Source organism: Blastomonas sp. CCH9-A1 (assembly GCF_001557175.1).
Classification (GTDB): Bacteria; Pseudomonadota; Alphaproteobacteria; order Sphingomonadales; family Sphingomonadaceae; genus Blastomonas; species Blastomonas delafieldii_A.
The window spans coordinates 153,285-177,902 of the sequence record NZ_LSHM01000012.1; the positions used below are offsets into that span (position 1 = coordinate 153,285).

The window sequence follows — 24,618 nt, forward strand, 5'->3', positions numbered from 1 at the left end:
GCTGGGGCTGCTTGTCTCGGCTGCGATGATCCCCCTCGCCAGCCCGGCGCTGGCCGAGCAGCATCAGGGGCCTGGCGACCTTCAGGCTGCAGACCCGCATGCTGGGCACAAGGACGCGCAGGCAAAGGACAGCGCCGGGTCCGCCGACCCGCATCAGGGCATGGACCATGGCACGATGGACCATGGCGAGATGGATCACGGCTCGATGGATCACGGGTCACAGGATCACGAGGCGGTGGACCACAGCACCATGGATCATTCGGCCATGGGCCATGGCGCGCCGGAGGCTGCGGCAGCCTCACCCGGCCCCGACATGGAAACCCCGCCCCCGCCCGAAGCCGGAAGCGGCGCGCCGCGCGCGGCCGACGCCGTCTGGGGCGCAGATGCCATGCGCGCCTCGCGCGAGGACCTGCAGAAAACCCATGGCGATTTCAACCTGTTCTGGTTCCAGGCTGACCGCGCCGAATTTCAGGCACGCGACGGCCGCAACGGCTATCTCTGGGATCTGCAGGGCTTTTACGGCAACACCACCGACAAGTTCTTTTTCAAGAGCGAGGGTGAAGGCACTTTCGGCGAACCGATCGAGGCGCTCGAGATCCAGGCGCTCTATTCGCGCGCGATCGCGCCGTTCTTCGATCTGCAGGCCGGATTCCGACAGGATCTCGCCGGGCCGGACACCAGCTATGCGGTCATCGGCATCCAGGGGCTCGCGCCCTATATGTTCGAGCTCGACAGCGCATTATTCCTCTCGCACCGGGGCGATCTGACCGCGCGGATCGAGGCCGAGCTCGACCAGCGCATCGCGCAGAGCATCCTTATCCAGCCGCGCGCCGAACTGAACCTTGCGGCGCAGGACGTGCCCGAGCTCGGGATCGGCGCAGGCATCGACAGTTTCGAGCTTGGTGTCCGCCTGCGCTACGAGATCATCCGCGAGATCGCGCCCTATATCGGTGTCGAACAGGTCTGGAAGACCGGGCGCAGCGCCGATTTCGCGCGCGCCGCTGGAGAAGACCCCAGCGTCACCAACTTCGTCCTGGGCATTCGTTTCTGGTTTTGACGATAAGGAAGCTTGTTATGCGTCTTGGAACCCTTTTTACCGACCTCGCCCTCGCCTGCACCATGATTGCCGCCGCTCCGGCCGTGCTCGCCCATGCCAAGGTCGTCGCTTCGACGCCAGCCGACAATGCCGTCGTGGCCAAGCCCAAAACGGTCACCTTGACGTTCAACGAGGCGCTGTTGCCGCCGACGGCCGCCACCAGCATCGTCATGACCGCCATGCCGGGGGTCAAGGATCATGGCGAGATGACCATCCGCAATTTCACCACCGCCTGGTCGAACGGAAACAAGACCATGACGCTCAACCTGCGCCAGCCGCTTCGTCCGGGCAGCTATGAGGTTCGCTGGCAGGCCGCCGGAGCCGACGGTCATCGCATGCGGGGCAAGACAAGCTTCACGGTGAAATGATCCATGGCGATGGAGCTGGTCCAGCCGGGCATGCGCTTCGTGCAATATGCCCTGTTGCTCGGCCTGTTCGGCGGCTTCGCCTTCCATGCCATGACCGCGCATGCCTTTGCGCGCACCAAGGATCGCCGCAACTGGGTGATCTTCGCAGCCATGGCGGCCCCCGTGGCCGTAGCGTTCAGCCTGGCCACTGATATCGCGGCCATGATGGGGCAGTCGCCCCTCGATCTTGACGGGGCAGCGGTAGCATCGCTCGTCGGCGCCACCGATTTCGGACGGGCCGGGATTGTACGTGTCCTGACGGTTGTCCTCGCATGGGTGCCGGCGTTGCTTTTCCGGCCATCGCGCGCCAGCTCCAGCATCGCCGCGAGCCTTTATGGCGCCGCGCTCGGCACCCTGGCCTGGAGTGGCCATGCCGCGGTTGGCGAGGGTTTTGCCGGTTGGCTGCACCGACTGAATGACGCAGCCCATCTGCTCGCCGCAGGGCTCTGGCTGGGTGCGATCGGCTGGTTCGCGCTGCTCGTGCTGCGCGCCCATGCCGGATCCGATCCGGAGCGCACCATGGCGCTTGCGGCGGCGCTCAAGGGCTTTGCACCAGTCGGCGCGGCGCTTGTGCTGGTGGTGGCGCTGACGGGCGTCGTCAACAGCCAGATGATCTTCGGCCTCGGCCAGGCCCTGCCCGTTCTTTCGACACGCTATGGTCAGCTGCTCGTTGTGAAACTCGGACTGGTCGCGCTCATGCTGCTATGCGCCAGGTCCAATCGGTCGACAGCGCGAAGCATCCCGGAGGCTTGGAACGCTGGCCCGGCCCCGGATCAGCAAGCGCTCCAGACCATGCGTCGAACGCTGCTCGTCGAGCTGCTGCTCGCGGTGGCGGTGATCGCCGTCGTCGCGTGGCTCGGACTGGCATCGCCCATGCCAGGCGACAGCTGATCGGGCAAAACCGTCTGAGAGAGCGAACGCGGCTCTGTCCGGTCAATCAGCCAGTCGCACAACGCGCAAGGCCACAGCCAGGACCGGCGCGCAGCCCCTGATGAGCGCCCGACCAGTCGAGGTCAGAATTCCGACCAGTCGTCCTCGTCCTGCACCGTCTGCAAGGCGAGATTGCCCGCCATTTGCGGCACCGCACGCGGCCTTGTACGCTGCGTCGGAGCGCTGGGCCTGGCTTTGGCGGTCGCAGCAACAGCAGTGCCGCTGAACCGCTGCACCACCATCGCCAGATCATTGGCCTCGTCTGCCAGGCTGCGCGAAGCGGCAGTCGATTGCTCGACCATCGCCGCATTCTGCTGGGTCATCTTGTCCATTTCGCCGACGGCAAGGTTCACCTGCTGCAGACGGCTCGCCTGGACCTGCACCGAGGCCGAGATTTCCGCGATGCGGCTGTTCACGGCTGCCACCCGGTCGCCGATCTGCAGCAGCACCGATCCGGTCTCGTCAACCAGCGCAACGCCATCGGAGACGCTGGCGGTCGAAGCCTGGATCAATTCCTTGATGTCTTTGGCGGCATCGGCCGAGCGCTGGGCGAGCGCGCGCACCTCGTTGGCGACCACCGCAAATCCCTTGCCAGCATCGCCAGCACGCGCGGCCTCGACCCCGGCGTTGAGCGCCAGCAGGTTGGTCTGGAAGGCGATGCCGTCGATGACATCGATGATGTTGGTGATCTCGCTCGCCGATTTCTGGATGGCGTGCATCGCATCGACCGCGCGATGCACAACGGCGCCCCCGTCGGTTGCGGCGACATGCGCCTCGGCGACCTGGGTGCCGACTTCGCCCGCATTCTTCGCGGTCTGCTGCACCATCTGCGTGACTTCTGCCATGGCGAGCGCGCTGTCGCGAAGGTTCGCCGCCTGCTGCTCGGTCCGCTGGGCCAGATCGTCCGACGCGGAGCGGATTTCGGTCGCTCCGTTCAGGACGTTGCTGGCGGTCTCAGCGACCTTCGACAGGATCGCCGAAAGCGCGGCGGTCGCATCGTTGAACGCATGGCTGATGGCATTGGCCTTTTCGCCCAGCGCAGCGTTGATCTTGATCGCATAGCCCAGATCGCCATCGCGCAGATGGCCAAGCGCCGAGGTAACCTCGCCGATCACGTCCTGCAGTGCCGCATCCGATTCCTCACGAGCCTTGGCATTGTCGCGGAAGATCAGCATCGCGCGGCTCATCCGGCCGACGCAATCCTCGAAATGCGCATAGGGGATCGGCGAAGTGAGATCGCCCGAAGCAAGCCCCTCCATGCGGACAACAGTGGTCACATAGGGATCGCAGATGAGCTTCTTTGCGGCCAGCATGACACCGACTGCCGCAACCAGCGCGACAACCTCGGCCAATTCGATGGCCAGCAGGCCTCCGACCCCTGATAGGGTCACCGCCAGCGGGATAGCGGCGAGCACGCCCAGCAGCATGATCAGAGTGTCAAACTTCCGCCTGATGGGAGCATGGGCGGTAAAATGCTGAATCATTTATGTTCTCCTGGTCGCAGTGTGGAGAACCTATGGGACTAAGCGCAAATGCCTAACCAGTGGTTTAGGTTCAGCCCCTCCCCCCAAATTTTAGGGGGGTAGGTTCCGACGCGCGGCGTTCCCCCGAACAGTCTGGTTCCTGGCACCATGTCGTCAGGCTGCCGTCAGCCAGCCTGGGCAGAACGGCATGGACAGGAGGCTGGCATGACAAAGACCTTTCATCCCCCGCATTCTACGGTACCCGTCTGGGATCTCCCGATCCGGCTGTTTCACTGGTCGCTGGTGGCAGCGATTGCGATCGCTTTTGCATCGTCGGAAGAAGCGAGTCCCCTGGCCCCATGGCACATGGCCGCCGGATATGTTGCGGCGGTGCTGATCGTGTTTCGCCTGTGCTGGGGCTTTATCGGCAATGCCCAGGCCCGGTTCGCAAATTTCGTCAAGCCCGCCGCGGTTCTGCCTCATGTCCGGGAGTTGCTGGCCGGAAGACCGCGGCGCACGCTGGGACATAATCCGCTCGGCGGTCTGGCGGTGCTGGCGCTGCTTGTCGGCACGGCAACGGTCGTCGGCACAGGCATCCAGATGACGACGGGAGGCGGAAACGAGGATCTGCATGAAATCCTCGCCTTCTCGCTGCTCGGGCTGATCGTGGTCCATGTGATCGGCGTGGTGGTGATGTCGGTTCTGACGCGCGACAATCTGGCCAGGGCGATGGTCACCGGCCGCAAGCCCGGACCCGGGATGCGCTTCGCGCACGAACCATGCGTGCGCCGCGTGATGGCGAATCTCGCAGCGCTGATGATCGTCGGCCTGTCCGTGTTCGGCATCACCCGTTATGATCGCGACGCCTTCATGCCTGGATCGCGCGAGGAAGCCGAACATGCCAAACATCATGCATCCGCCAGCGCCCTGCGCATCGTCGGTCAGGATGATCATGACGAAGACTGATCCGGGAGCCGCCCCTTGCGCCTTCTGATCGTCGAGGACAATGAGCGGCTCGCGGGGCTGATCGCCGAAGGACTGGGACGACGCGGGTTCATTTGCGACATTGCGCCTGACCTCGCCACGGCGGAAGACAGCCTGGCGGGCGCCGAGTTCGATGCGATCATCCTTGATCTGGGACTGCCCGATGGCGACGGGCTCGTCTGGTTGCAGCATCAGCGTGCCCTGCGCCAGCTGGTGCCCGCGCTGATGCTCACCGCGCGCGGTGGGCTGGAGGACCGGATTGCCGGGCTCGACGCTGGTGCGGATGATTATCTCGTCAAGCCGGTGGACATCGAGGAACTGGCGGCGCGCATCCGGGCGCTGCTGCGACGGCCCGGACCGCGCGCGGTCAGCGTGCTGGAGAGCGGTCCGCTGCGCTTCGACCCGGTGACGCGCGAGGCGCGGCTCGACGATCGGGTGATCGACCTGTCGCGGCGCGAGGCCGATCTGCTCGAGCTGCTGATGCGGCGGCTGGGCAGTGTGGTCGTGCGCGATGCGATCGAGAATGCGCTGTACAGCTTCAACGAGCCGGTGACCCCCAATGCGGTCGAGGCGATCGTCTCGCGCCTGCGCCGCAATCTCGAAGACGCGGGGCTCGCCGGGCAGCTGCATACCGTGCGCGGCGTCGGCTATATGCTGCGGAGCGGGTGATGGAGCGGCCGACACCGTCGATCTTCCGTTCGCTCGCGCGCGGCCTGGCGGTCGTCGTCACCGGCGGAACGTTCCTGCTGCTGGGCGCGGTGCTGCTCGAATATTGGAGCAGTTTCGCCGCGATGTCGGCGCCCGACGCGCTGCGGTCCGCGCTGCGCGAGATGGCCGAACATGTCGTGCTACCGGTGCTGGCGCTGGCGATCCCGATGATGCTGGCGATGCATTTCGTCATGCGACGCGCGCTCCAGCCGCTCGCCGAGGCGACCGACAGGCTGAACGCGGTATCGGGCCAGGACCGCAATATCCGTGTCGATGACGCACATCTGCCCGCAGAAATCCTGCCGTTCACGACGGCGGTCAACACGCTGCTGGGGCGGCTGGAGCAATCGGCGGCGCAGCAGGAGGCCTTTGCCGCCGATGTCGCGCACGAACTGCGCACGCCGCTCGCGGCGATGATGCTCGAACTCGACGGGATGGAGGGGGAGCCGGCGGCGCGGTTGAAGGGCGATGTCGCGGCGATGCGGCGGCTGATCGACCAGCTGATGCTGCTGGCGCAGATGGACGCGCAGGAGGCTGCGGCGACCGCGACCGACCATGTCGATCTGGCCCAACTTGCCAGCGACGTGATCGCCCGCACCGCGCCGACGGTGATCGCCTCGGGCCGGATGATCGAGCTGGTCAGCGACGGCCAGCCGCCGAGCCTGCGTGGACGCCGCGAGGCGATCGGGGCCGCCCTGCGCAATCTGATCGACAACGCCGTGCGCGTGACGCCTCCTGCCGGCACGGTGCGGGTGATCCTGGATGGCAGCGCCGTCATCCGCGTGTCGGACGGGGGTCCGGGGCTTTCGGAAGAGCAGCTCGAACGGATGGTTCGGCGCACGGCGCGCGCCGATCACGCCAGTCCAGATGGCGCCGGCCTGGGCCTGGCCATCGTCCACCGCATCATGCAGGTGCATCGCGGATCGATCCGCACCGATCCAGCCTCGAGCAGCCTGATCCTCGATTTCCGGCAATAGCAGCCGCTGTCAGGCAACCGTCAGCTTTGCCCGTCACGAGGTCGGGATGGACAGGGCAAAGATTCTCTACGCAACTCTCGCGGCACTGGCGATTGTTGCCGCTTTCGCTGGCTATCGGCTGCTCGGGGGATCGGGTCAGCCCGATGGTGCCGGTCAGGAAACGGCCGACATGCAGGTAGCCCCCGGCATGCTGAACGCACAGCAATTGCGGCGCTTGGGCGTCCAGACTGTAGCGGCTGAGGCCGCGATGGACGTACCGCTGGGCACCGTCCCCGCCGCCATAACCCTGCCTCCCGAAGCACAGGTGGCGGTCACCGCCCCGTTCGACGGCGCGATCGTCCGGCTGCATGTCATCCAGGGTCAGCAGGTTTCGGCCGGGCAAGCACTGGCGACCGTCAAGAGCCGCGAGCCGCTGCAATATGGCGCGGAGCTTGCGCGCGCCCAGGCGCGGCTGGGCCTGGCCGAGGCGAGCGCCGCGCGCACCCGCCAGCTGGTCGATGAAGGCATTGTCGCAGGCGCGCGCGCCGACGAGATGAACGCCGCGATCCGCGTCGCGCGAACCGATGTCGCGGAAAATGCGCGCATCCTGCGTCAGGCAGGCGCCAGCGCATCGGGCGAGGTCACGCTGCGCGCGCCGATCGGCGGTCGCGTCGCGGCCATGACCGCGCAGGTCGGCGGGCCGGTGATGGCGACCTCGGCGCCCTTCGTGATCGAGAACAGCAGCGCCTTCGCGCTCGATCTGCAGCTGCCCGAGCGGCTGGCGGGCCAGGTGCGCCCCGGCATGCGCATCGCGGTCCCGGCAACGGGTGCGATGTCGGAACTGACCGGATCGATCCTGTCGGTGGGCAGTTCGCTCGATCCGGCGACGCGGTCGATCATCGCCAAGGCGCGGATCGACGGCACGCCGCCGCTGGTCGCGGGCAAGTCGGTGATGGTGGTGATCCATCATGACGGCGCACAACCCGGCGTCAGCGTGCCTTCGCGTGCGATGACCACCATCGACGGCAAACCGCATGTGCTGTTGCAGACCGGCAAGGGCTTCGCGCCGCGCGCCGTGACAGTTGCAGGCCAATCTGGCGACCGGACGATCCTGTCCGATGGGCTGAAGCCGGGTGAAAAGGTCGCGGTATCGGGCATCAGCGAGCTCAAGATGCTGCTGGCAGGGAACTGATCCGATGCTGCGCAAGCTGGTCGAAGCCTCGCTCCATTTTCGCCTTGTTGTCGCCGGGCTTGCGCTTGCGATTGCGGCGCTCGGAGCATGGTCGTTCGTCAACCTGCCGATCGATGCGTTTCCGGACATCAGCTCGACTCAGGTCAAGATCATCCTGAAAGCCCCGGGCATGACCCCCGAAGAGGTCGAAAGCCGCGTCATCACTCCGATCGAGATGGAGATGCTGGGCATCCCCAATCAGACGGTGCTGCGATCGGTCGCCAAATATGCGATTGCCGATATCACCATCGATTTTGCCGACGGTACCGACATCTACTGGGCGCGCAGCCAGGTCGCCGAGCGGCTGGCCAATGCGACGGCGGACCTTCCCGCCACGGTCGAGGGCGGGATGGCCCCGATCTCGACCCCGCTGTCGGACATGTTCATGTTCACCATCGAAGGGCCGCTGTCGCTGACCGAGAAGCGGCGGCTGCTCGACTGGACGGTGCGGCCCGCCTTGCGCACGGTGCCTGGCGTCGCCGATGTCAACGCGCTGGGCGGTATGGTCGAGACCTATGAGGTGCAGCCCGATGGGGCCGCGCTCGCCGCTGCAGGCCTGACCATCGAGGACCTCAAGGCCGCGATCGAGGCGAGCAACCGCAATGATGGCGCAGGGCGGCTGAGCGTCGCCGAGGAATCGCTGATCGTGCGCTCGGTCGGCGCGATTGCCTCGCTCGACGATCTCGCGTCGGTCGTCGTGCGCAGCGCGGGCGGTGCGGTGGTGCGCGTCGGCGATGTCGCGACGGTGCGCATGGGCAGCCTCACCCGCTATGGCGCGGTGACCAAGAACGGCAAGGGCGAGGCGGTGCAGGGTCTCGTGATCGGCCTGCGCGGCGCGGACGCGAGCAAGATCGTCGCCGGGATCAAGCAGCGTCTGGAAGAGCTGCAGCCGACGCTGCCGCCAGGCGTGACCATCGCGCCCTTTTACGACCGGTCGGACCTGATCGGCCGCGCGGTCGGCACGGTCGAAAAGGCACTGCTCGAAGCGACGGTGCTGGTCGTCATCCTGCTGTTGCTGTTCCTGGGCGATGTGCGCGCCTCGGTGATCGTCGCGCTCGCGCTCCCCATGGCGGCGCTGATGACCTTCATCTGGATGCGTTCGATCGGCCTGACCGCGAACCTGATGAGCCTGGGCGGGCTTGCCATTGCGGTGGGAATGCTCGTCGACGGCGCGGTGGTGGTGGTCGAGAATGTCGTCGAGAGGCTGTCCGATCCGAAGCATCGCGGCGCGACCAAGCTCAACGCGGTATTCGTCGCCACGGCCGAAGTCGCAACCCCGGTCGCCTCGGGCATGGCGATCATCGCGCTCGTCTTCCTGCCGCTGCTGACGCTCGAAGGGCTGGAGGGCAAGCTGTTCGCGCCGGTGGCGATGACCATCGTGCTCGCGCTTCTCTCCGCGCTGATCCTGTCGCTGACGCTAGTGCCGGTGCTCGCCTTCTATGGCCTCAAGCGCGTCGAGGGGCATCATGAGCCCGCGCTGATGCGCTGGATGACGCCGCGTTATGCTCGGCTGCTCGATGCCAGCTTCGCGCATCCGCGCCGCGTGTTCGCAGGCGCGGGCGCGGCGCTGGTGCTCGCGGGCGCCGCCTATGCGGTCACCGGCAAGACCTTCCTGCCGACCATGGACGAAGGTTCCATCATCGTGCAGCTGAGCAAGCTGCCGAGCATCGGCCTTGATCACAGCACCGCAGGCGACATGAAAGTGCAGAAGGCGCTGCTCGCCGATGTGCCCGAGATCGAGGCGGTGATCGCGCGCGTCGGGAGCGACGAGCTGGGGCTCGACCCGATGAGCCCCAACGAGACCGACAGCTTCCTGCAATTGAAGCCGCGCGACGAGTGGCGCCGGGCCGACAAGGCCTGGCTGACCGACCAGATCCGCAATGTGATGCACGATTTTCCCGGTATCGAGCCGACCTTCACACAGCCAATCGAGATGCGCATTTCCGAGATGCTGACCGGCGCGCGCGGCGATCTGGTGATCAAGCTGTTCGGGCCCGACCTCAAGGAGCTCTCGCGCCTGGCCGGCGAGATCCAGGGGCGGCTGGAGAAGATCGAGGGCACGACCGAGGCGATGACCGTCGCCAACGACACCGTCGACTATCTGCAGCTCGACATGGACCGCGTGGCCGCCGGACGCGCCGGGATGCCCGTTGATCTGCTGCAGGACATGATGCGCGCCAATGTCGAGGGCGTGCGCGCAGGTACCGTGACCGAAGCGGGACGCCGCGTGCCCGTAATGATCAAGGGCACCGGCGGCGCGGGCATGGACCCGGCGCAATTTGCCGATCAGCTCTATCGCGCGCCTTCGGGCCAGCTGGTGCGGGCAAGCGATGTGGCGCATGTTCGCCAGGTCGCGGGCCCAGTGAAGCTGGAGCATGAAAACGGATCGCGCTACGCGATGGTCCAGGCCTTTGTCGGCGGGCGCGATCTGGTCGGCTATGTCGACGATGCGAAGCGCGACATAGAGGCCAATGTGAAGCTTCCCCAGGGCTATCGGCTGGTCTGGGGCGGGCAGTTCGAGAACCAGCAGCGTGCCTCGGCGCGGCTGATGGTGGTGCTGCCGATCTCGCTCGTGCTGATCTACCTGGTGCTCTACGCGACGCTGGGATCGGTGCGCGCCTCGCTGCTGATCCTGGTCAACATCCCCTTCGCGATGGTCGGCGGCATCATATCGCTGGCATTGTCGGGTGAGTATCTTTCGGTCCCCGCCTCGGTCGGGTTCATCGCGCTGCTCGGCATCGCGGTGCTCAACGGGCTCGTCATGGTCACCTGCTTCCGGCAGCTGCGCGAGGACGGTCTGAGCCTTCAACAGGCGGTGCGCCAGGGCGCGGCACGGCGGCTGCGCCCCGTGATGATGACCGCGACGATCGCCGCGTTCGGGCTGGTTCCGCTGCTGTTCGCGACCGGGCCCGGATCGGAAATCCAGCGCCCGCTCGCCATCGTGGTGATCGGCGGGCTGGTCAGCGCGACGATGCTGACACTGATCCTGCTCCCCATTCTCTATCAGCGCTTCGGCGAGAGCCGGGCGGAGCGCGACGCCGGCGCACTCGATACAGCCGCAGGAGAGGCTGCATGAAGCGCCGGTTCGTCCTGATCGCCGCGCTGCTCGCCAGCACCATGCCTGCGCTGGCGCAGCCTGGCCTGCCGCCCGAGCCGCAGGTCCGCGAGGCGCTCGATCAGCATCCTTCCGTGCTCGCCGCGATGGCGCGAGTCGCGGCCGCACGCGCCGATGGGGAGGCGCTGCGCGCGGGCCCGCACGAGTTCCAGCTGACCACCAGCGCGATCCAGCGCAGCGTTGAGCGCGAAGGCCGCTATGCCGAGTTCGATGCCTCGCTCAGCCGTCCGATCCGGCTGCCGGGCAAGGCGCGGCTCGACCGGCAGGCGGGAGCCTCGGGCGTCGCGGCGGCGGAAAACCGGATGGAGGACGCGCGCCACCAGGCAGCGCTGCTGCTCGCCGACTATTGGTGGGACTGGCTGGGCGCGGCGGCCGAGCAGCAGATCGACGCGCAGGCGGTGCAGAATCTGGAACGCTCGCTGGCCAGCATCCGCCGCCGGGCAGAACTGCGCGATGCCGCACCGATGGAGGTCGATCAGGCCGAGGCGGCGCTGGGTGCGGCACGGTTGCAGATGCAGCAATCGGCGGGCCGCGCTGAGCTGGCCAGGGCGCGGATCGCGGCGCAGTTCCCGGGATTGGCACTGCCTGCCGCGCCGGACGACCTCCCACTGCCCGAGATGCCGCAGGCAAGCCTTGCCGAACTGCGCGCCCTGGTCATCGCGCGCAGCCACGAGATCGGCGCGGCGAGGGCCGAGGCCGAGCGGATGCAGGCGCTGGCCGATCGCGCGCGGCGCGACCGCATCGCCGATCCCAGCGTCGGCGTTCGCGCCTTCAGCGAGCGCTGCGGCCAGGAAACCGGGATCGGCCTGATCGCCACGATCCCGATCGGCGGGCGGCATCGCAGCGCGCTTGCCGACCGGGCGGGCAGCGAGGCGGCGGCGGCCGAGGCGATGGCAATGGCGGTCGCGTTCGACGTCAAGGAAATGGCCGATACCGATGTCGTCCAGGCCGATGCTGCCTGGTCCGCCTGGCAACGCAGCCGCGATGGCGCCAGGGCGCAAGTCGCCGCCGTGCTGAAGATGCGCAAGGGCTATGATCTGGGGGCGATCGATCTGGCCGACCTGCTGCTCGCCGAGCGCCAGACGCAGGACATGTTCCGCGCAGAGATACAGGCGCGCACCGAGGCGCTGCGCGCCATCACCCGCATCCTGATCGACAGCCACAGCATCTGGATCAGCGACGAACTGTAGCGGACAAATTCCTCGAAGCTTCGGACGCCGGGAAAGTCCATTGCCACCCATATCGAGGCGGTCAGCAGCCCGCTGCGAAGGGCCTGTTGGGATTGCCAAACCAGCATCCGCGAATACGCAGCTCAGACGGCACCAGTCCGAACTGGGGCTGGCAAAACGCAAGGTTTCGGAGGCTTTGGCCCATTCGCGAGGTGCTCAGCGAATGAGTAATGGTGCCCAGAAGAAGCACAGGGACTCGAACCATAGCGCCTCATGCTGACTGCTAAGTGATTGATTTTACGTGCCGGACCTCCTCATGCCACCTCATGCAAACGCACTATAACGCACGCTAAAAGGTGGGCTGGAAGGTGGGCTGGATTAGGCCGCTTTCGCTCCCTCCGTCGTAATCTCACATGGCTTATACACCTTGCGGTTCGGTGCCATCTTTTCCTCAAGCCCCCCAAGAATTTTCAACCACTTGGATAGGATGTGCGGGGGGATTGACCTTGTACCTCGCTCAAAGTGAGATATCGCCATGGTCGAGTACCCAAGCTCTGTGGCAATTTGCTGCTGTGTGTAGCCTCTGATGATGCGCGTTTCTCGTAGATAATTATTCTTCATACTGTTTAATTGTAACATTTGGATATGTTATGGCACAACCACTCACTGATGAAGAGCGTGTACTACTAGAAACTCCAGACGAGGAGATACATGAGAAGTACAAACCTCTCAGTTTTGATACTAAACGGTTCAAGGAACGTATAACGATTGGTGAACCGTGGCAGCAACTCATCCAAACCCACTTGTACCTAGACCATACAATCAGCTTAATGATTGCGGATGCACTTTATAAACCCAGCGCCATCAACACCGGGCGTATGGGATTTGTGCAGAAGCTCCAACTCGTTGAAGGCATGGGTCTGCTGAGGGATGATGTCATCAGCGCCATCCGCGTTGTAAACGGCTTGCGTAATAGCATCGCGCACGACCTCAACTTCGAGATAAGTGAGACGGATGTCCGGAACGTCGTGAATGCCATCCCGAAGTTTCTGCGAGAAATCATGAAGGCTGAGAAGGGGAGACCAAAAGGCCCGCTTTCGTTCGTAGAGGCCCTGACAGTGCTAACGCTCCATTCTGAAGTGGAGCGAACTCGTCACATTATCGTCAGGGTCTTGAACAAAAAAGGCGAATTGCGCCTTCGCGACGTCCTCAATAAGACGCCTGTGCCGCGAAAATCACCTTAGCTGAAAAGGTGGACCAGAAGGTGGCCTGGCGCTTTCTAACTCGCCTAAAAATCTAAGCATTTCAAATGCTTAGATTAGTAGTGGTGCCAGAAGAGGCATCACATTCGGCCTATTTTTCCGCGTATTTTCAAATATTTATGGAATTCGGTTTATGCAAAGAGCCCACAAAAGGCCCGCAAAGACCGTCTAATGCATTGGTTCGATGCCTTTTTCGGGACTCGAAATTGAATTTTTCCTTTTGAAAGTTGGGCTAGATCAATATCAGCTTTGCGCCCCAACCCCTGCCATTCAGGGCTCATTGCGAAGTCGCTGATGGCCGACGTATAACCATAAAATACTTGCAGGGCGAAATTGGGTTTCGCAACCAATCGAATTGCCAATTGCGTCATTGCAACCTAATCAGGCAGGTATGTTCGCCCGTTTCGCTCTCCTCCTAATAGTTTGCGCGCTTGTCGTGCCCAAGGCGGCGTGGGGTGCGCATCTCGCGGGACATGAGCAGATGGCCTCGGCTTCTGCGGTGCACACGCACCACGCCGATCATGCGCATGAACACGCCGATGATGGCGTTGCGGCCGATGAACATGGTTCTGGCGATAACGCCCCCGATGAAGGCCTGACCCACGACCATAGCCCTTCGCTTTCGTTGGCAACGGCGATGCTGACGCCTGACGATCCGCAACTGTCATCCTGGTTTGCGCCTACAGACCTGCGTTTCGATCGCAGCTTTGCGGAAGCGGCGCTTTCACGCCCGGAATCCCTCCTGAGACCTCCCCGCACGGCCTGACGCATGTGCCGGGCGAGCGCCCGGCGTGTCAGCTCATGTGGAGGAATTCATGCCCAAATTGCGGATGCAGGTCGCATCCATCGCCCTCATTATAGGCCTGTGCTCAGCGCCCCTGCCGCTTGCCGCGCAGGAAGTTCTGACCGAAGATCTCGCGATCGCCCGCGCACTGGCGCGCGAAGGTATTGCTGCGCGCGACGATGCCAACCGGGCCGAGGCTGCAGCGGGAGTGTCGATCATCGGCCCGCTCGACAATCCCGAGCTTGAACTGTCGCGCGAGAGCGCGGGCGGGGAAAGCGAGTGGCAGCTTGGCATCATCCAGCCCATCGACCTGTCCGGCAGGCGCGGAGCCTTGCGCGATGCCGCGCGCAGCGAGGCCGAAGCAATTGAGAACGACATTGCATGGCGGCGTCAGCTGCTCGTTGCCGATACTCGCCGTGCCTATGTTGGATGCGCGGCAGCGGGCGCAGAATTGCAGGTCTGGCAAGCTCACGCAGCCGACCTAGCCGAAGCCACGCGCATCGCAGAAGCGCGCGCCCGCGAAGGCGACACAGCGGTCTATGACGTGCGCCGTACGCGCGTCGCGCTGAGCAGCGCGGAAGCGGAACTGCGACTGGCAACAGGTGAACGCGAAGCAGGCTGCGTCGCGCTGGCCGCACTGACTGGGATCGAAGACCCGCAAATCCCGCCCTCTGCCATGACCTCTCTGCGCAGCGGCGCTGCCACCGGCACCCGCGCGGACCTTGCCGCGCAGGAACAGCGGCTCCAGGCCGCGAGCCAGCGTGTCACGGCGGCACGGCGGGCAAGACTCCCGCAGTTCTCGGTCGGCGCAGGCGTCCTTCGCCGCGACGACGGGATCGACACGGCCTATGGCCCCACGGTTTCCATCGGCGTGACCCTGCCGATCTGGAACGGTGGCGGCGCGGCAGTCTCGGAGGCAGAAGCCCGGCAACGCGCGCTCGAAGCCGAACTTGCGATTGCCCAGCGCACCGCCGAAGCCGAGCAGCAAGCCGCCGCCACCCGCGCCGTTGCAGCGCAGGAAGCCGCCGTTGCGGCTGCCCGGTCTCGCGATGATGCTGCGCGGCTTGGGACCATCGCTAGCACTGCCTACGAGGCCGGAGAAATCGGCGTCGTCGAACTTGTCGATGCCTACGAAGCCCAGCGCGATGGCGAACTGACCGTCATCGCGCACGCACGGCGCGCCGCAGACGCCGCCATCACTTTCGACCTAGCAACAGGAAGGACCTACCCATGAAGAAGACCCTTATCCTCGCCGTCATCCCCGCCACTTTGGCGCTGGCCGCTTGCGGTGAAACCGCCACGGAAGAGGCAGCACCCGCCGAGGCCGCCGTGGTCGATGACGACAACGATGCGCCTGAGCCGGTCGCCGAAGAAGCCCATGACGATACCGAGCCGCACGACGAATCCGTGCCGCACGATCATTGATCTGCGGCTTTCATCTGAAACCCAACAAGAAGACCTGAACACATGACCCGATCCCGCCTGCTTGTGGTGCTCGCCGCCACCCTCCTGCCCCTCTCGCTCGCTGCTTGCAGCGGTGCCGATGTGCCTGCCGAAGAGGCGCACGGGCACGGCGGAGGCGGGATCAAGGTCACCGATTATGCCGATCTGACAGAGCTGTTCGTCGAGTACCGGCCTCTGGTGATGGGCAAGGACCGCCGCTTCGACGCGCACCTTTCCTGGCTCGATGATTACCGCGCGGTCACCGAAGGCACACTCACCGCCGAACTGACCTGGCCCGATGGCACGGTCGATCGCGCCGAGGCAGGACCGAGCGATGTCGAAGGCATTTTCCGTCCGCTGCTGAAGGCGTCCAAGTCGGGCAAGGCACGCCTTCGACTGGTGCTCGATTCCCCGCGCGGGGTTTCTTCGCACGATCTGGGTGAAGTGACTGTCTGGGCCACGAGTGAGGAGGGGGCCGAAGCTGCTCCGGCGGAAGAAGAGATCGACGGCGCGATTGCCTTCACCAAGGAAGTCCAGTGGCGCATCCCGTTCCTCGCCGAAGCGGTGCGGCGTGAAGACGTGGCGCTCACCATTCCGGTGACGGTCGACGTGCAGATGCAGCCCCAAGCCGAAGCCATGGTTTCTGCGCCGGTCGACGGCATCGTGCGCGCGGCCCGCGTGCCCTCGCCGGGCATGGGCGTGCGGCGCGGCCAGACACTGGCCAGCATTTCCTCAACCTTGGGCGGCGGCGAGGACGTGGCGACACTCGATCTCGCCATCCGCGAGGCCCGCATCGCCCGCGATGCAGCCGCGCGCGAAGTCGAGAGGATGAACGCACTGGTCGAAGGCGAGGCCGTACCCCAGCGGCGTCTCGACGAGGCGCGCACCCAGTTGCGGCTCGCCGAAGCGCAGATTTCCGCCTCACAGGCACGCCGCAATGCGCTCTCCGGGGGCGGTGCAGGCGTGCCGGTGGTCGCACCGATCACCGGACAGGTGCTCGAAACCTGGATGGTTCAGGGCCAGGGCGTGACCAGGGGGCAGCAATTGCTGCGCATCGGCAATCCTTCCGCGCTGTGGCTGGTTGCGCGTGTACCCGAGAGCATGGCGAGCCAGGTCGTGCAGCCGCAGGGAATCGAACTGGTCCTGCCGAACGAGACTATCTCGCTGCCTCGCGGCAGCGGCGTAGCACTGGTCCAAGGCGGCGGAGCGATCGATCCCGCCACCCGAACCTTGCCGGTGATCTTTGCCTGGAACAGCCGCCAGGTCCGCCCCGGCCAGCGTGTGCAGGGCCAGTTGATGGTGGGAGGCAGCGAGGAAGCGCTGACCATTCCGGCGAGCGCCATCCTCAACGAAGGCGGACAGGACGTGGTCTATGTCCAGATCGCGGGCGAGACCTTCCAGCGCAGGCCCGTGACCGTCATTCGTCGCAGCGGCAATCGCGTTGCTGTCGAAGGGCAGCTCAAGACTGGCGAGCGCGTGGTGACACGCGGCGCGGCAGCCGTTCGTGCAGCGGCGGCAACGCCGGGTGCCTTCGGTCACGGCCACGCGCACTGAGGCTGAACCGATGATCGAGAAACTCGTCCGCTGGAGCCTTGAAAATCGCCCGGTCGTCTATGCGATCGCGGTGCTGCTGACCCTGTTCGGGGCATGGACCGCCGCGCGCACGCCGGTCGATGTGCTGCCCAATCTGACCGCACCGACCGTGACCGTTGTCGTCGATGCCGGGGGCTACACGCCGACCGAGGTCGAGCAACGGGTGACGATCCCGCTCGAAACTTCGCTCAACGGTTCGCCGGGCTTGCGCCGTATCCGCTCGAACAGCGCCACCGGCCTATCGGTCGTGACGCTCGAATTCGCATGGTCGACCGCGCCCGAGGATGCGCGCAGGATCGTGTCCGAACGGCTCGCAACGGTTGGCGATGAACTGCCCGACGATCTGCCCGCACCCCACATGACCCCCGCCAGTTCTGTGATGGGCGAGATCATGTTCGTCGCGCTGCGCTCCGACACCGCCAGCCCGATGGACCTCAAGAGCACCGCCGACTGGATCGTGCGCCGCCGCCTGATGTCCGTGCCCGGCATTGCCGAGGTGATGACCATCGGCGGCGACGAGCGCCAGGTGCAGCTTCTGGTCGATCCGGCGCGCCTATCCGCGCGCGGCATCGGCATGAACGAGGTGGTCGAGGCGATGGAAAAGGCGAGCGGTAATCGCTCCGCCGGGGTCGGGGTTGCCAACGGACAGGAATGGCTGATCGAAGGCGTAGGCCGCGCCGAGGACGCGGAAGGTTTCGGTAATGTCGTGGTCGGCGAGCAGAACGGCTTTCCCGTGCTCGCCCGCCATGTCGGCACGATCCGCATCGGCGAAGGGCTGAAGCGCGGGACCGGAGCGTTCAACGGCAAGCCTGCCGTGATCTTCGCGATTCAGAAGCAGCCGGGCGCCAACACTCTCGAACTGACCGAGCAACTCGACACCGTCTTCGCCGATCTCCAGCGCACGCTGCCCGAAGGCATGGTGCTGGAGACGCAGGTGTTCCGCCAGGCCGATTTCATCGAACGTTCGATCGACAACGTCCGCAGCGCGCTGATCGAAGGGCTGGTGCTGGTCGCGGTGATCGTCTTCATCTTCCTGATGAGCTGGCGCGCTACTGCCGTGGCGCTGGCGGCGATCCCGGTCTCGGTGGTCTCCGCGATCATCGTCATCAATTCGGGCGGGGGCACGATCAACACCATGACGCTCGGCGGCCTTGCCATTGCGCTCGGCATGCTGGTCGATGATGCGATCATCGTGGTCGAAAACGTGGTGCGCCGCTTGCGGCTCGAACGCGAGAAGCCGGAAAGCGAGCAACAAAGCGATATCGCCGTGGTCGGTTCGGCCACTGCCGAAGTGCAGGGATCGATCCTGTTCGCGACGCTGCTCATCCTGCTCGTCTTCCTGCCGATGTTTGGCCTGACCGGCATCGAGGGGCGGCTGCTGCAACCGCTCGCGCTCGCCTATGGCGTGTCGCTGCTCGCCAGCCTCGCCATCGCGCTGACGCTGACCCCGGCACTGTCTTATAACCTGCTCACCCGCAAGGACGAGGCGGTCGGTCACGAGCCGAACTGGGTTGCGAAGCTCAAGACACGTTACGTCAGCTTGCTCGACACGCTGATGACCCGCTGGCGCGCCATGGTGATCGGATCTTTGGCGCTGTTCGTAGTCGCAGGGATTGGCATGGTGCTAGCGGGCCGGGCCTTCCTGCCCGAGTTCAACGAAGGCTCGCTAACAGTAAACGTCACGACGCTGCCCGGCACGAGCCTCGAAGACAGCGACCGCGCCGCAAGCGAAGTCGAGGCGGCGCTGCTCTCGCAGCCCGAGGTGCGCACCACCGCACGACGCACGGGCCGCGCGCCAGGCGATCCCCATGCACAGGAGGTCTTCGCTTCCGAGATCGAGGCGACGCTCAACGAAGGCGGGCGCGACCGCGAAGAACTGCTCACCGCCTTGCGCGGCGCGGTCGGTACTGTGCCCGGGGTGCAGGCGATCTTTGGCCAGCCAATCGGCCACCGGGTCGACCACATCCTTTCGGGCGCGCGGGCGAACATCGCGATCAAGGTCTTCGCGCCTGACACTGATACGCTCCAGCGCATATCGACGCAGGTCGAAAGCGCGGTGCAGGGCATTCCCGGTGCGGTCGACGTGCAAAAGGATACGCAAAGCATGGTGCCGTACCTGCGCGTGCGACTGCGCCGCGCGGACCTCGCCAACTATGGTCTCGCGGTCGAGGACGTGACCGGCGCGATCGAAGCGGCCATCGGCGGGGCCGAGGTCGGTCAGCTGATCGAGCGCCCGGTTATCACCGATGTCGTGGTACGCTACGATCCTGCGCAATTTGCCGATGCAGGCCAGATCGAAAGCATGGTGCTCGCCGCGCCGAACGGCACGCTGGTGCCGCTCGCGGCAGTGGCAGATATCGTCCGCGACCAGGGGCCGAACGCAATCACCCGCGAGAGTGTCGAGCGGATGCAGCTGGTACTCGCCAATGTGCAGGGCCGCGATCTCGGCGCAGTGGTGGCCGATGTGCGAGAGGCAGTAGACACGGTCGAGCTGCCCCAAGGCGCGCATATCGAGCTGGGCGGCCAGTTCGAAAGCGCCGCGAGCGCCACTCGCACGCTGTTAGCGCTCGGGCTGATCGTGCTGGTCGGCATGTTCCTGTTGCTGCGTCAGGCGTTCCGCTCGGGCCGCGATGCGCTGCTGGTCATGATCAACCTGCCGCTGGCGCTGGTCGGCGGCGTGGTCGGGCTTTGGCTGACCGGCGGCGTGCTGTCGGTGGCGACGATCATCGGCTTCATCACCCTGTTCGGCATCGCCACGCGCAACGGCGTGATGCTGGTCAGCCACATCAAGCATTTGCAGGAAGTCGAAGGCATCACCGATCTTGCCGAAGCAGTGCGGCGCGGGGCGGAGGAGCGGCTAGTGCCGATCCTGATGACCGCAATTTCGGCAGGCCTGGCTCTGATTCCGTTGGCGCTCAACATGGGTCAGCCGGGCAGTGAGATACAGGCTCCGATGGCGGTCGTGATCCTGCTCGGCCTGGCCAGCTCAACAGCACTAAATATGCTGGTCCTTCCGCCGGTCTATCTCAAGGTGGTGCGGGACGGCTGGGGCGTAAGATCCCGGACTGGCCGAGAAGCAAGCCCATAAATACCGTTGTTCTGCCGTCCGATAAAGACACTCAGTAGGCGCACAATCTTTCGCCGATAAACGTATCGGTACCAGTGCCGCGCGACTCTTTTACCCAGGCGGACCAGCCAATCGACCTTCGCCGTGGCATAGCCGGTCCATAGAATCGGAAACCCCACCAAGAGCGGCCGCGACCCGAGATGACCTTCGGATGGTCACCTATGGGTGGGGCATCGCATCATTGCTTTCGCTCCAACCCAATCCGAGCGACTTTTGGATCGCGATCCAACTGTTGGTCATCGCAGCCATTGAGCGATTCAAGTCCGCCGTCGCCTGCTGTCGCTGCCGCAGCGAGGTGTTGAGATCGACCAACGATATCGCCCCCGCGTTGTACCGTTGTTGGTCGAGTTCGGCGGCCGTGTCGGCCTGCCGCTTGATCTGCGCCAGCGCAGCAACGTTGGCGCGTTGCTGACCAAATCGGGCGAGCGATTGCTCGGCATCCTGGAGTGCGCGCAGAACGATCTCGCGGTAGCGTTGGAGCGCCTCCTCGCGCCCGGCTTCGGCCTGGTCGACCGAAGCTGCGGTACGCCCGAAATCAAGCAGGTTCCACTGCAACTGGGGCAAGGCTATTGCCGAGAGATTGCCAAGATCGAAGATGTCATCGGGCTGCGTGCCTCCGAGGCCAAGAATGCCCATGAAGGAAAGCTTCGGGAATCGAGCCGCTTCGGCCACTCCGATCCGGGCATTGGCTGCCGCAAGCGTCCGCTCGGCGGCGCGAATGTCGGGCCTTCGGGCGATCAGCGCGGCAGGGTCGCCCACGGCCACGCGCGCCGGCGGGAGAGGGATGGCCGAGGCTTTCGACAATAGCTGGTCGAGACTGCCGGGTGCTTCCCCGGTGAGAACCGCCAAGGTGTCTTTCAGGACCGCGATATCCGCGGTCGCTTCTGCGATCTGCGACTTCAAAAGTTCGAGTTCGGCATTTGCGTTGCCGACGGGAAACAAGGCAAGAGCGCCTTGCGTGTACCTCTGATACGTGAGCTCAAGGGTCTGCTGCTGCAATTCACGTTGCTGCTCGACAAGGTTGAGTCGCGCCTGGGCCTCCCGGAGACCGACGTAAGCCCTCGCGACTTCTGCTGCGAGCTGGACCTGCGCATCCTCCGCGTTGGCGACGCTCGCGGCAGCCTGCGCATTGGCGGCTTCGATGCGCCTTATCTGCCCTCCGGCAAAGTCTATCTCCCAGTTCGCATTCAGTCCCACGTTGTAGACGCTCAACGTGTCCTGATCACCGTCTTGGCTGGGCGCGTCCGGGCTTCCCGCCGGCGGGCCGCTCTGGAGGTCCAGACCAGGCACCCGGGCTTGTATCGTGGTCGCTTGCGCAGCCGCCGACGGAAGCCGGTTGGCGCGCTCCTGCCACAATGAGGCGCGCGCCTGATCGATCCTGGCGCGCGCGGCGGCAACACCGGGGTTTCCGGCAAGCGCGCGGGCTTCCAGATCATTGAGCACCGGATCGCCCAGCAGCAACCACCAGTCGCTGGCGACCGGCGCTTGCGAGTCCACATCGGAACCGGCCCGCACAAAGCCATCGGCCCCGACCGTCTTGACCATAGGCGGTCCGGCATAATCGGGACCGGCGGTGCATGCTCCGAGAAGAGCAAAAGTGGAAAGGAGCGGAATCAGCTTGCGCATAACATTCTCAATGCATCGAAAGCGAGACGTTCTTGGGCAGCGCCCGAAGAAACATCACCAGTGGAACGGTTGCGAGCGTGATCGCCCCCATGGCGAAGAACACGTCGTTGTAGGTCATCACAAACGCTTCCCGCTGGATGGTGGTCGAGAGCGTTTGCAGGGCCGCTTGCGGGCTGCCCAGCGATGCAGCGAGGCCATCGAGATAGTCCTGTAACCGCCCGCTGTTCGCATTGAGCGTTTCTTCCATCCGCCTGCTGTGATGCCACAGCCGCTGGTCCTGAAACGATGCGAGCCCCGCGAGGGCGAACGAGCCGCCGAGGTTGCGTGCGGCGTTGAAGATGCCGGACGCGTCACCGGCATCTTCCTTGGCCACAGAGGCTACGGTAGCCTGATTGAGGAACATCATGGTCAGGATCATGCCGATGCCGCGCAGGAACTGGCTTTCTGTAAAGACGCCGCCGCCTGATTCGGCGGTCAGGTTGATCGAGATGAAACAGCTGAGCGCCATGATCAGCATCCCGGCCCCTACGGCGATGCGGATGTGAATCCTTCGGATCATGAACGGCAGAACGGGCATCAGAAGGAAGGCAGGTACGCCCATCCAGAAGATAACCAGCCCCGTTTGCAGCGCATTGTAGTCGGAGATAATAGCCAGGAACTGGGGGATCACATAAGTCGAGCCGTACATCACCATGCCGAGCGCCAGGGCCATGACCACCACGCTGGCGAATTGTCGGCTCAACATCAGGCGAAGCTTCAGAACCGGCTTCCTCGCGTAGAGCTGGCCATACGTCAGCAGCGCGAAACCGATCAGTGTGATAATTGTCAGCTGTAGGATCAGCGCCGATTCAAACCACTCTTCGCGATGCCCCTCTTCCAGTACGACGGTCAGGCCGCCCAATCCAAGGATCATTCCCAGAATGCCGGCCCAGTCGGCCTCGCGCAAATAGATCCAGTTCGGCCTTTCATGCGGCAGCCCGACGAACAGCAACAGAAGAAGCAAAGCGCAGATCGGCACATTGACGAAGAAGGCATAGTGCCAGCTCAAATTCTCTGTCAGCCACCCGCCGACCAACGGACCCATAACGGGTCCGAGGATCACAGTCATGCCGAACAATGCCATGCCGATCGGCTGCTGCGACGGCGGCAATCGCTTGGCAACGATGGTCATTGCCGTCGGGATAAGTGCTCCGCCAGTAAAACCTTGGCCGACGCGCCCGATGATCATCGTGGTCAAGTCCGTCGCTATACCGCAGAGAACGGAAAACGCGGTGAACGAGCTTACCGCGATAATCAGCAGGGTGCGAAGCCCGAAAAGCCGTTCCAGCCACGCGCTCAGCGGAATGATGATGATTTCGGCAACGAGGAAGGCCGTGGCAATCCACGTCCCTTCGGTTCCGGTCGCGCCGATCTCGCCCTGGATCGTGGGCAGGGCAGAATTGACGATCGAGATATCCAGCGTGGCCAGCATCGCGCCAAGCGCACCGGCTGCCACCGCGATCCAGGCGGTTGCGTCGGCGCGCTCGGGGGAGCCGGCGATCCGTGAGGGCAATGCCGTTTCCATTGTGCGTCAACGCGCCCGGGCGCCAAGCGTGGTGAGCTCGTCCCTCGCGCCGCGGGTGTCGACCGTTGCCACCACCGACATACCCGGAATTAGCAAGCGCCGGACCTCCGGTGTCGCCTGTATCGAGATGCGAACAGGGATTCGCTGGACGATCTTCGTGAAATTGCCGGTGGCGTTCTGCGGGGGCAAGATGGAGAATTCGGCACCGGTCCCGGGTGCGATGCTTTCAACCCGCCCTTCGAGTTCGAGATCGGGAAGTGCGTCGATCTCCAGAGAGACCGGCTGGCCTGGACGGATCAGGCCAAGCTGGGTTTCCTTAAAATTCGCGGTCACAAAAATCCGATCAGTCGGGACCACGCTCATGAGCCGTTGCCCCGGCTGGACGTATTGGCCGGCGCGAACCGTCAAATCGCCGACCCGCCCAGTGATGCTCGCGCGCAGCGTCGTTGCCGACAAGTTGAGACGGGCGGCTTCGAGCTGCGCGCGTGCAGCGTTCGCCTGTGAATCAGCCTGCTGGATCTGCGCGCGCAGAGTATCTTGTCGCCTCTGCGCCGCCAGTAGCCCGGCCCTGGCCGCCGCGACTTGAGCCTGCGCTTGGCGGGCCTGCGCCTGCAGCTGGTCCAGCCTTTCTCGCGGTTCGGCTCCGGTCGCAGCAAGCGGGCGATAGCGGGCGACCTGTTCACCTGCGAGCGTCGCCTGCGCCATCGCCGCGGCGAGCTGCGCGCGGGCCTGATCGATGGCGGCATCCTGTTCGCGCTGCTGGGCGCGAACCGTGTCTGCGCCGGCCAATGTCGCGGCAATCTGCGCAGTGACCTGGTTCGACTGCGCGCGATAGTCGCGAATGTCGAGCTGAACGAGCGGCTCGCCTTCCCTCACCGCCTGGTTTTCCGTCACCAGTACGCGATCAACATAGCCGGCCACCTTCGGCGCGACCACCACGCTGTCGGCCGCAACATAGGCGTTGTCGGTCGATTGCTGATACTGTCCGTATGTCTCGTTGCGGTAGTACCAGATACCGGCGGCGATCAGTACGATGAGGCCGACGAGCACCAGACTGCGCCGAACCTTTGGATTGGAGAGCGCCTTGGGCTTGTCCTTTTCCTTGTCGACTTCGGCGTCGATTGCCTGTCCCATGTCTTCGGCCATTTGCCCTTGCACTC

The 24,618-nt window shown here is 64.8% G+C and carries 20 protein-coding genes; 14 read left to right on the top strand and 6 right to left on the bottom strand.

Going from position 1 to position 24,618, the window contains the following annotated elements; all coding sequences use genetic code 11:
* Position 1: 1 nt before the first annotated feature.
* From AX725_RS04045 to copD, 3 genes are read left to right on the top strand one after another with little or no spacing between them, the layout of a single operon-like run.
* Complete coding sequence (locus AX725_RS04045) at positions 2–1,057, top strand: copper resistance protein B (RefSeq protein ID WP_443026215.1); 1,056 nt, start codon at positions 2–4, stop codon at positions 1,055–1,057.
* Between the two features lie 17 nt (positions 1,058–1,074).
* Positions 1,075–1,464 carry a copper homeostasis periplasmic binding protein CopC gene (copC, locus tag AX725_RS04050; protein WP_081097028.1) on the top strand — a complete coding sequence of 130 codons (390 nt, stop codon included), beginning with the start codon at positions 1,075–1,077 and terminating at the stop codon, positions 1,462–1,464.
* Between the two features lie 3 nt (positions 1,465–1,467).
* Complete coding sequence (copD, locus tag AX725_RS04055) at positions 1,468–2,394, top strand: copper homeostasis membrane protein CopD (protein ID WP_060980197.1); 927 nt, start codon at positions 1,468–1,470, stop codon at positions 2,392–2,394.
* Positions 2,395–2,516: 122 nt separating this feature from the next.
* Here copD and AX725_RS04060 read toward each other — a convergent pair whose 3' ends face one another.
* Positions 2,517–3,917, bottom strand: coding sequence for a methyl-accepting chemotaxis protein (locus AX725_RS04060; RefSeq protein ID WP_060980198.1), 1,401 nt, complete (start codon positions 3,915–3,917; stop codon positions 2,517–2,519).
* A 204-nt stretch (positions 3,918–4,121) separates the two neighbouring features.
* Between AX725_RS04060 and AX725_RS04065 the strand changes: the two genes are divergently transcribed.
* From AX725_RS04065 to AX725_RS04090, 6 genes are read left to right on the top strand one after another with little or no spacing between them, the layout of a single operon-like run.
* Entirely contained in the window at positions 4,122–4,862 is a 741-nt protein-coding gene (locus tag AX725_RS04065) for a cytochrome b/b6 domain-containing protein (protein ID WP_060980199.1), read from the top strand.
* Between the two features lie 15 nt (positions 4,863–4,877).
* Positions 4,878–5,549, top strand: coding sequence for a response regulator transcription factor (locus AX725_RS04070; protein WP_066114741.1), 672 nt, complete (start codon positions 4,878–4,880; stop codon positions 5,547–5,549).
* The gene (locus AX725_RS04075; protein ID WP_066044330.1) at positions 5,549–6,565 is read left to right on the top strand and encodes a sensor histidine kinase; all 1,017 of its coding nucleotides are present in this window, start codon (positions 5,549–5,551) and stop codon (positions 6,563–6,565) included. Before AX725_RS04070 ends, AX725_RS04075 begins: the two co-directional genes overlap by 1 nt.
* Before the next feature lie 46 nt (positions 6,566–6,611).
* Positions 6,612–7,736: an efflux RND transporter periplasmic adaptor subunit gene (locus AX725_RS04080; protein WP_060980202.1), complete on the top strand. Its 1,125-nt coding sequence runs from the start codon at positions 6,612–6,614 to the stop codon at positions 7,734–7,736.
* A gap of 4 nt (positions 7,737–7,740) precedes the next feature.
* The gene (locus tag AX725_RS04085; protein WP_060980203.1) at positions 7,741–10,851 is read left to right on the top strand and encodes an efflux RND transporter permease subunit; all 3,111 of its coding nucleotides are present in this window, start codon (positions 7,741–7,743) and stop codon (positions 10,849–10,851) included.
* Positions 10,848–12,080, top strand: a complete 1,233-nt coding sequence (locus AX725_RS04090; RefSeq protein WP_060980204.1) for a TolC family protein — start codon at positions 10,848–10,850, stop codon at positions 12,078–12,080. Before AX725_RS04085 ends, AX725_RS04090 begins: the two co-directional genes overlap by 4 nt.
* A gap of 357 nt (positions 12,081–12,437) precedes the next feature.
* Here the strand turns inward: AX725_RS04090 and AX725_RS21680 are convergent, their stop codons facing one another.
* On the bottom strand, positions 12,438–12,698 hold the full coding sequence (locus tag AX725_RS21680; protein ID WP_066044399.1) for a helix-turn-helix domain-containing protein: 261 nt from the start codon (positions 12,696–12,698) through the stop codon (positions 12,438–12,440).
* An 11-nt stretch (positions 12,699–12,709) separates the two neighbouring features.
* Here AX725_RS21680 and AX725_RS04100 point away from each other — a divergent pair, with 11 nt between their 5' ends.
* On the top strand, positions 12,710–13,303 hold the full coding sequence (locus AX725_RS04100; protein WP_066044397.1) for a hypothetical protein: 594 nt from the start codon (positions 12,710–12,712) through the stop codon (positions 13,301–13,303).
* Between the two features lie 433 nt (positions 13,304–13,736).
* On the opposite strand, the gene AX725_RS04105 is transcribed toward AX725_RS04100, so the two are convergent.
* Positions 13,737–13,931: a hypothetical protein gene (locus AX725_RS04105; protein WP_066044395.1), complete on the bottom strand. Its 195-nt coding sequence runs from the start codon at positions 13,929–13,931 to the stop codon at positions 13,737–13,739.
* Between the two features lie 205 nt (positions 13,932–14,136).
* Between AX725_RS04105 and AX725_RS04110 the strand changes: the two genes are divergently transcribed.
* From AX725_RS04110 to AX725_RS04125, 4 genes are read left to right on the top strand one after another with little or no spacing between them, the layout of a single operon-like run.
* Complete coding sequence (locus AX725_RS04110) at positions 14,137–15,339, top strand: TolC family protein (protein WP_082730817.1); 1,203 nt, start codon at positions 14,137–14,139, stop codon at positions 15,337–15,339.
* The gene (locus tag AX725_RS04115; protein WP_066044391.1) at positions 15,336–15,530 is read left to right on the top strand and encodes a hypothetical protein; all 195 of its coding nucleotides are present in this window, start codon (positions 15,336–15,338) and stop codon (positions 15,528–15,530) included. Before AX725_RS04110 ends, AX725_RS04115 begins: the two co-directional genes overlap by 4 nt.
* 42 nt (positions 15,531–15,572) lie before the next feature.
* On the top strand, positions 15,573–17,102 hold the full coding sequence (locus AX725_RS04120) for an efflux RND transporter periplasmic adaptor subunit (protein WP_066044389.1): 1,530 nt from the start codon (positions 15,573–15,575) through the stop codon (positions 17,100–17,102).
* Between the two features lie 10 nt (positions 17,103–17,112).
* Positions 17,113–20,229, top strand: a complete 3,117-nt coding sequence (locus AX725_RS04125) for an efflux RND transporter permease subunit (protein ID WP_066044387.1) — start codon at positions 17,113–17,115, stop codon at positions 20,227–20,229.
* Between the two features lie 198 nt (positions 20,230–20,427).
* Here the strand turns inward: AX725_RS04125 and AX725_RS04130 are convergent, their stop codons facing one another.
* Genes AX725_RS04130 through AX725_RS04140 form a run of 3 tightly spaced genes read right to left on the bottom strand, consistent with a single transcriptional unit; the run spans position 20,428 to position 24,604 of the window.
* The gene (locus tag AX725_RS04130; protein ID WP_066044384.1) at positions 20,428–21,894 is read right to left on the bottom strand and encodes an efflux transporter outer membrane subunit; all 1,467 of its coding nucleotides are present in this window, start codon (positions 21,892–21,894) and stop codon (positions 20,428–20,430) included.
* Positions 21,895–21,901: 7 nt separating this feature from the next.
* A complete protein-coding gene (locus tag AX725_RS04135) occupies positions 21,902–23,458 on the bottom strand; it encodes an MDR family MFS transporter (RefSeq protein WP_066044381.1) in 1,557 nt (518 codons plus the stop codon).
* Between the two features lie 6 nt (positions 23,459–23,464).
* Complete coding sequence (locus AX725_RS04140; RefSeq protein WP_081097062.1) at positions 23,465–24,604, bottom strand: HlyD family secretion protein; 1,140 nt, start codon at positions 24,602–24,604, stop codon at positions 23,465–23,467.
* Between the last annotated feature and the right edge of the window lie 14 nt (positions 24,605–24,618).

Coding starts and splice junctions, on each gene's coding strand:
- copC (WP_081097028.1), top strand. CDS start 1,075: ATGCGTCTTGGAACCCTTTTTACCGACCTCGCCCTCGCCTGCACCATG.
- copD (WP_060980197.1), top strand. CDS start 1,468: ATGGCGATGGAGCTGGTCCAGCCGGGCATGCGCTTCGTGCAATATGCC.
- AX725_RS04060 (WP_060980198.1), bottom strand. CDS start 3,917: ATGATTCAGCATTTTACCGCCCATGCTCCCATCAGGCGGAAGTTTGAC.
- AX725_RS04065 (WP_060980199.1), top strand. CDS start 4,122: ATGACAAAGACCTTTCATCCCCCGCATTCTACGGTACCCGTCTGGGAT.
- AX725_RS04075 (WP_066044330.1), top strand. CDS start 5,549: ATGGAGCGGCCGACACCGTCGATCTTCCGTTCGCTCGCGCGCGGCCTG.
- AX725_RS04080 (WP_060980202.1), top strand. CDS start 6,612: ATGGACAGGGCAAAGATTCTCTACGCAACTCTCGCGGCACTGGCGATT.
- AX725_RS04085 (WP_060980203.1), top strand. CDS start 7,741: ATGCTGCGCAAGCTGGTCGAAGCCTCGCTCCATTTTCGCCTTGTTGTC.
- AX725_RS04090 (WP_060980204.1), top strand. CDS start 10,848: ATGAAGCGCCGGTTCGTCCTGATCGCCGCGCTGCTCGCCAGCACCATG.
- AX725_RS21680 (WP_066044399.1), bottom strand. CDS start 12,698: ATGTTACAATTAAACAGTATGAAGAATAATTATCTACGAGAAACGCGC.
- AX725_RS04100 (WP_066044397.1), top strand. CDS start 12,710: ATGGCACAACCACTCACTGATGAAGAGCGTGTACTACTAGAAACTCCA.
- AX725_RS04105 (WP_066044395.1), bottom strand. CDS start 13,931: ATGGTCGTGGGTCAGGCCTTCATCGGGGGCGTTATCGCCAGAACCATG.
- AX725_RS04110 (WP_082730817.1), top strand. CDS start 14,137: ATGCCCAAATTGCGGATGCAGGTCGCATCCATCGCCCTCATTATAGGC.
- AX725_RS04115 (WP_066044391.1), top strand. CDS start 15,336: ATGAAGAAGACCCTTATCCTCGCCGTCATCCCCGCCACTTTGGCGCTG.
- AX725_RS04120 (WP_066044389.1), top strand. CDS start 15,573: ATGACCCGATCCCGCCTGCTTGTGGTGCTCGCCGCCACCCTCCTGCCC.
- AX725_RS04125 (WP_066044387.1), top strand. CDS start 17,113: ATGATCGAGAAACTCGTCCGCTGGAGCCTTGAAAATCGCCCGGTCGTC.
- AX725_RS04130 (WP_066044384.1), bottom strand. CDS start 21,894: ATGCGCAAGCTGATTCCGCTCCTTTCCACTTTTGCTCTTCTCGGAGCA.
- AX725_RS04135 (WP_066044381.1), bottom strand. CDS start 23,458: ATGGAAACGGCATTGCCCTCACGGATCGCCGGCTCCCCCGAGCGCGCC.
- AX725_RS04140 (WP_081097062.1), bottom strand. CDS start 24,604: ATGGCCGAAGACATGGGACAGGCAATCGACGCCGAAGTCGACAAGGAA.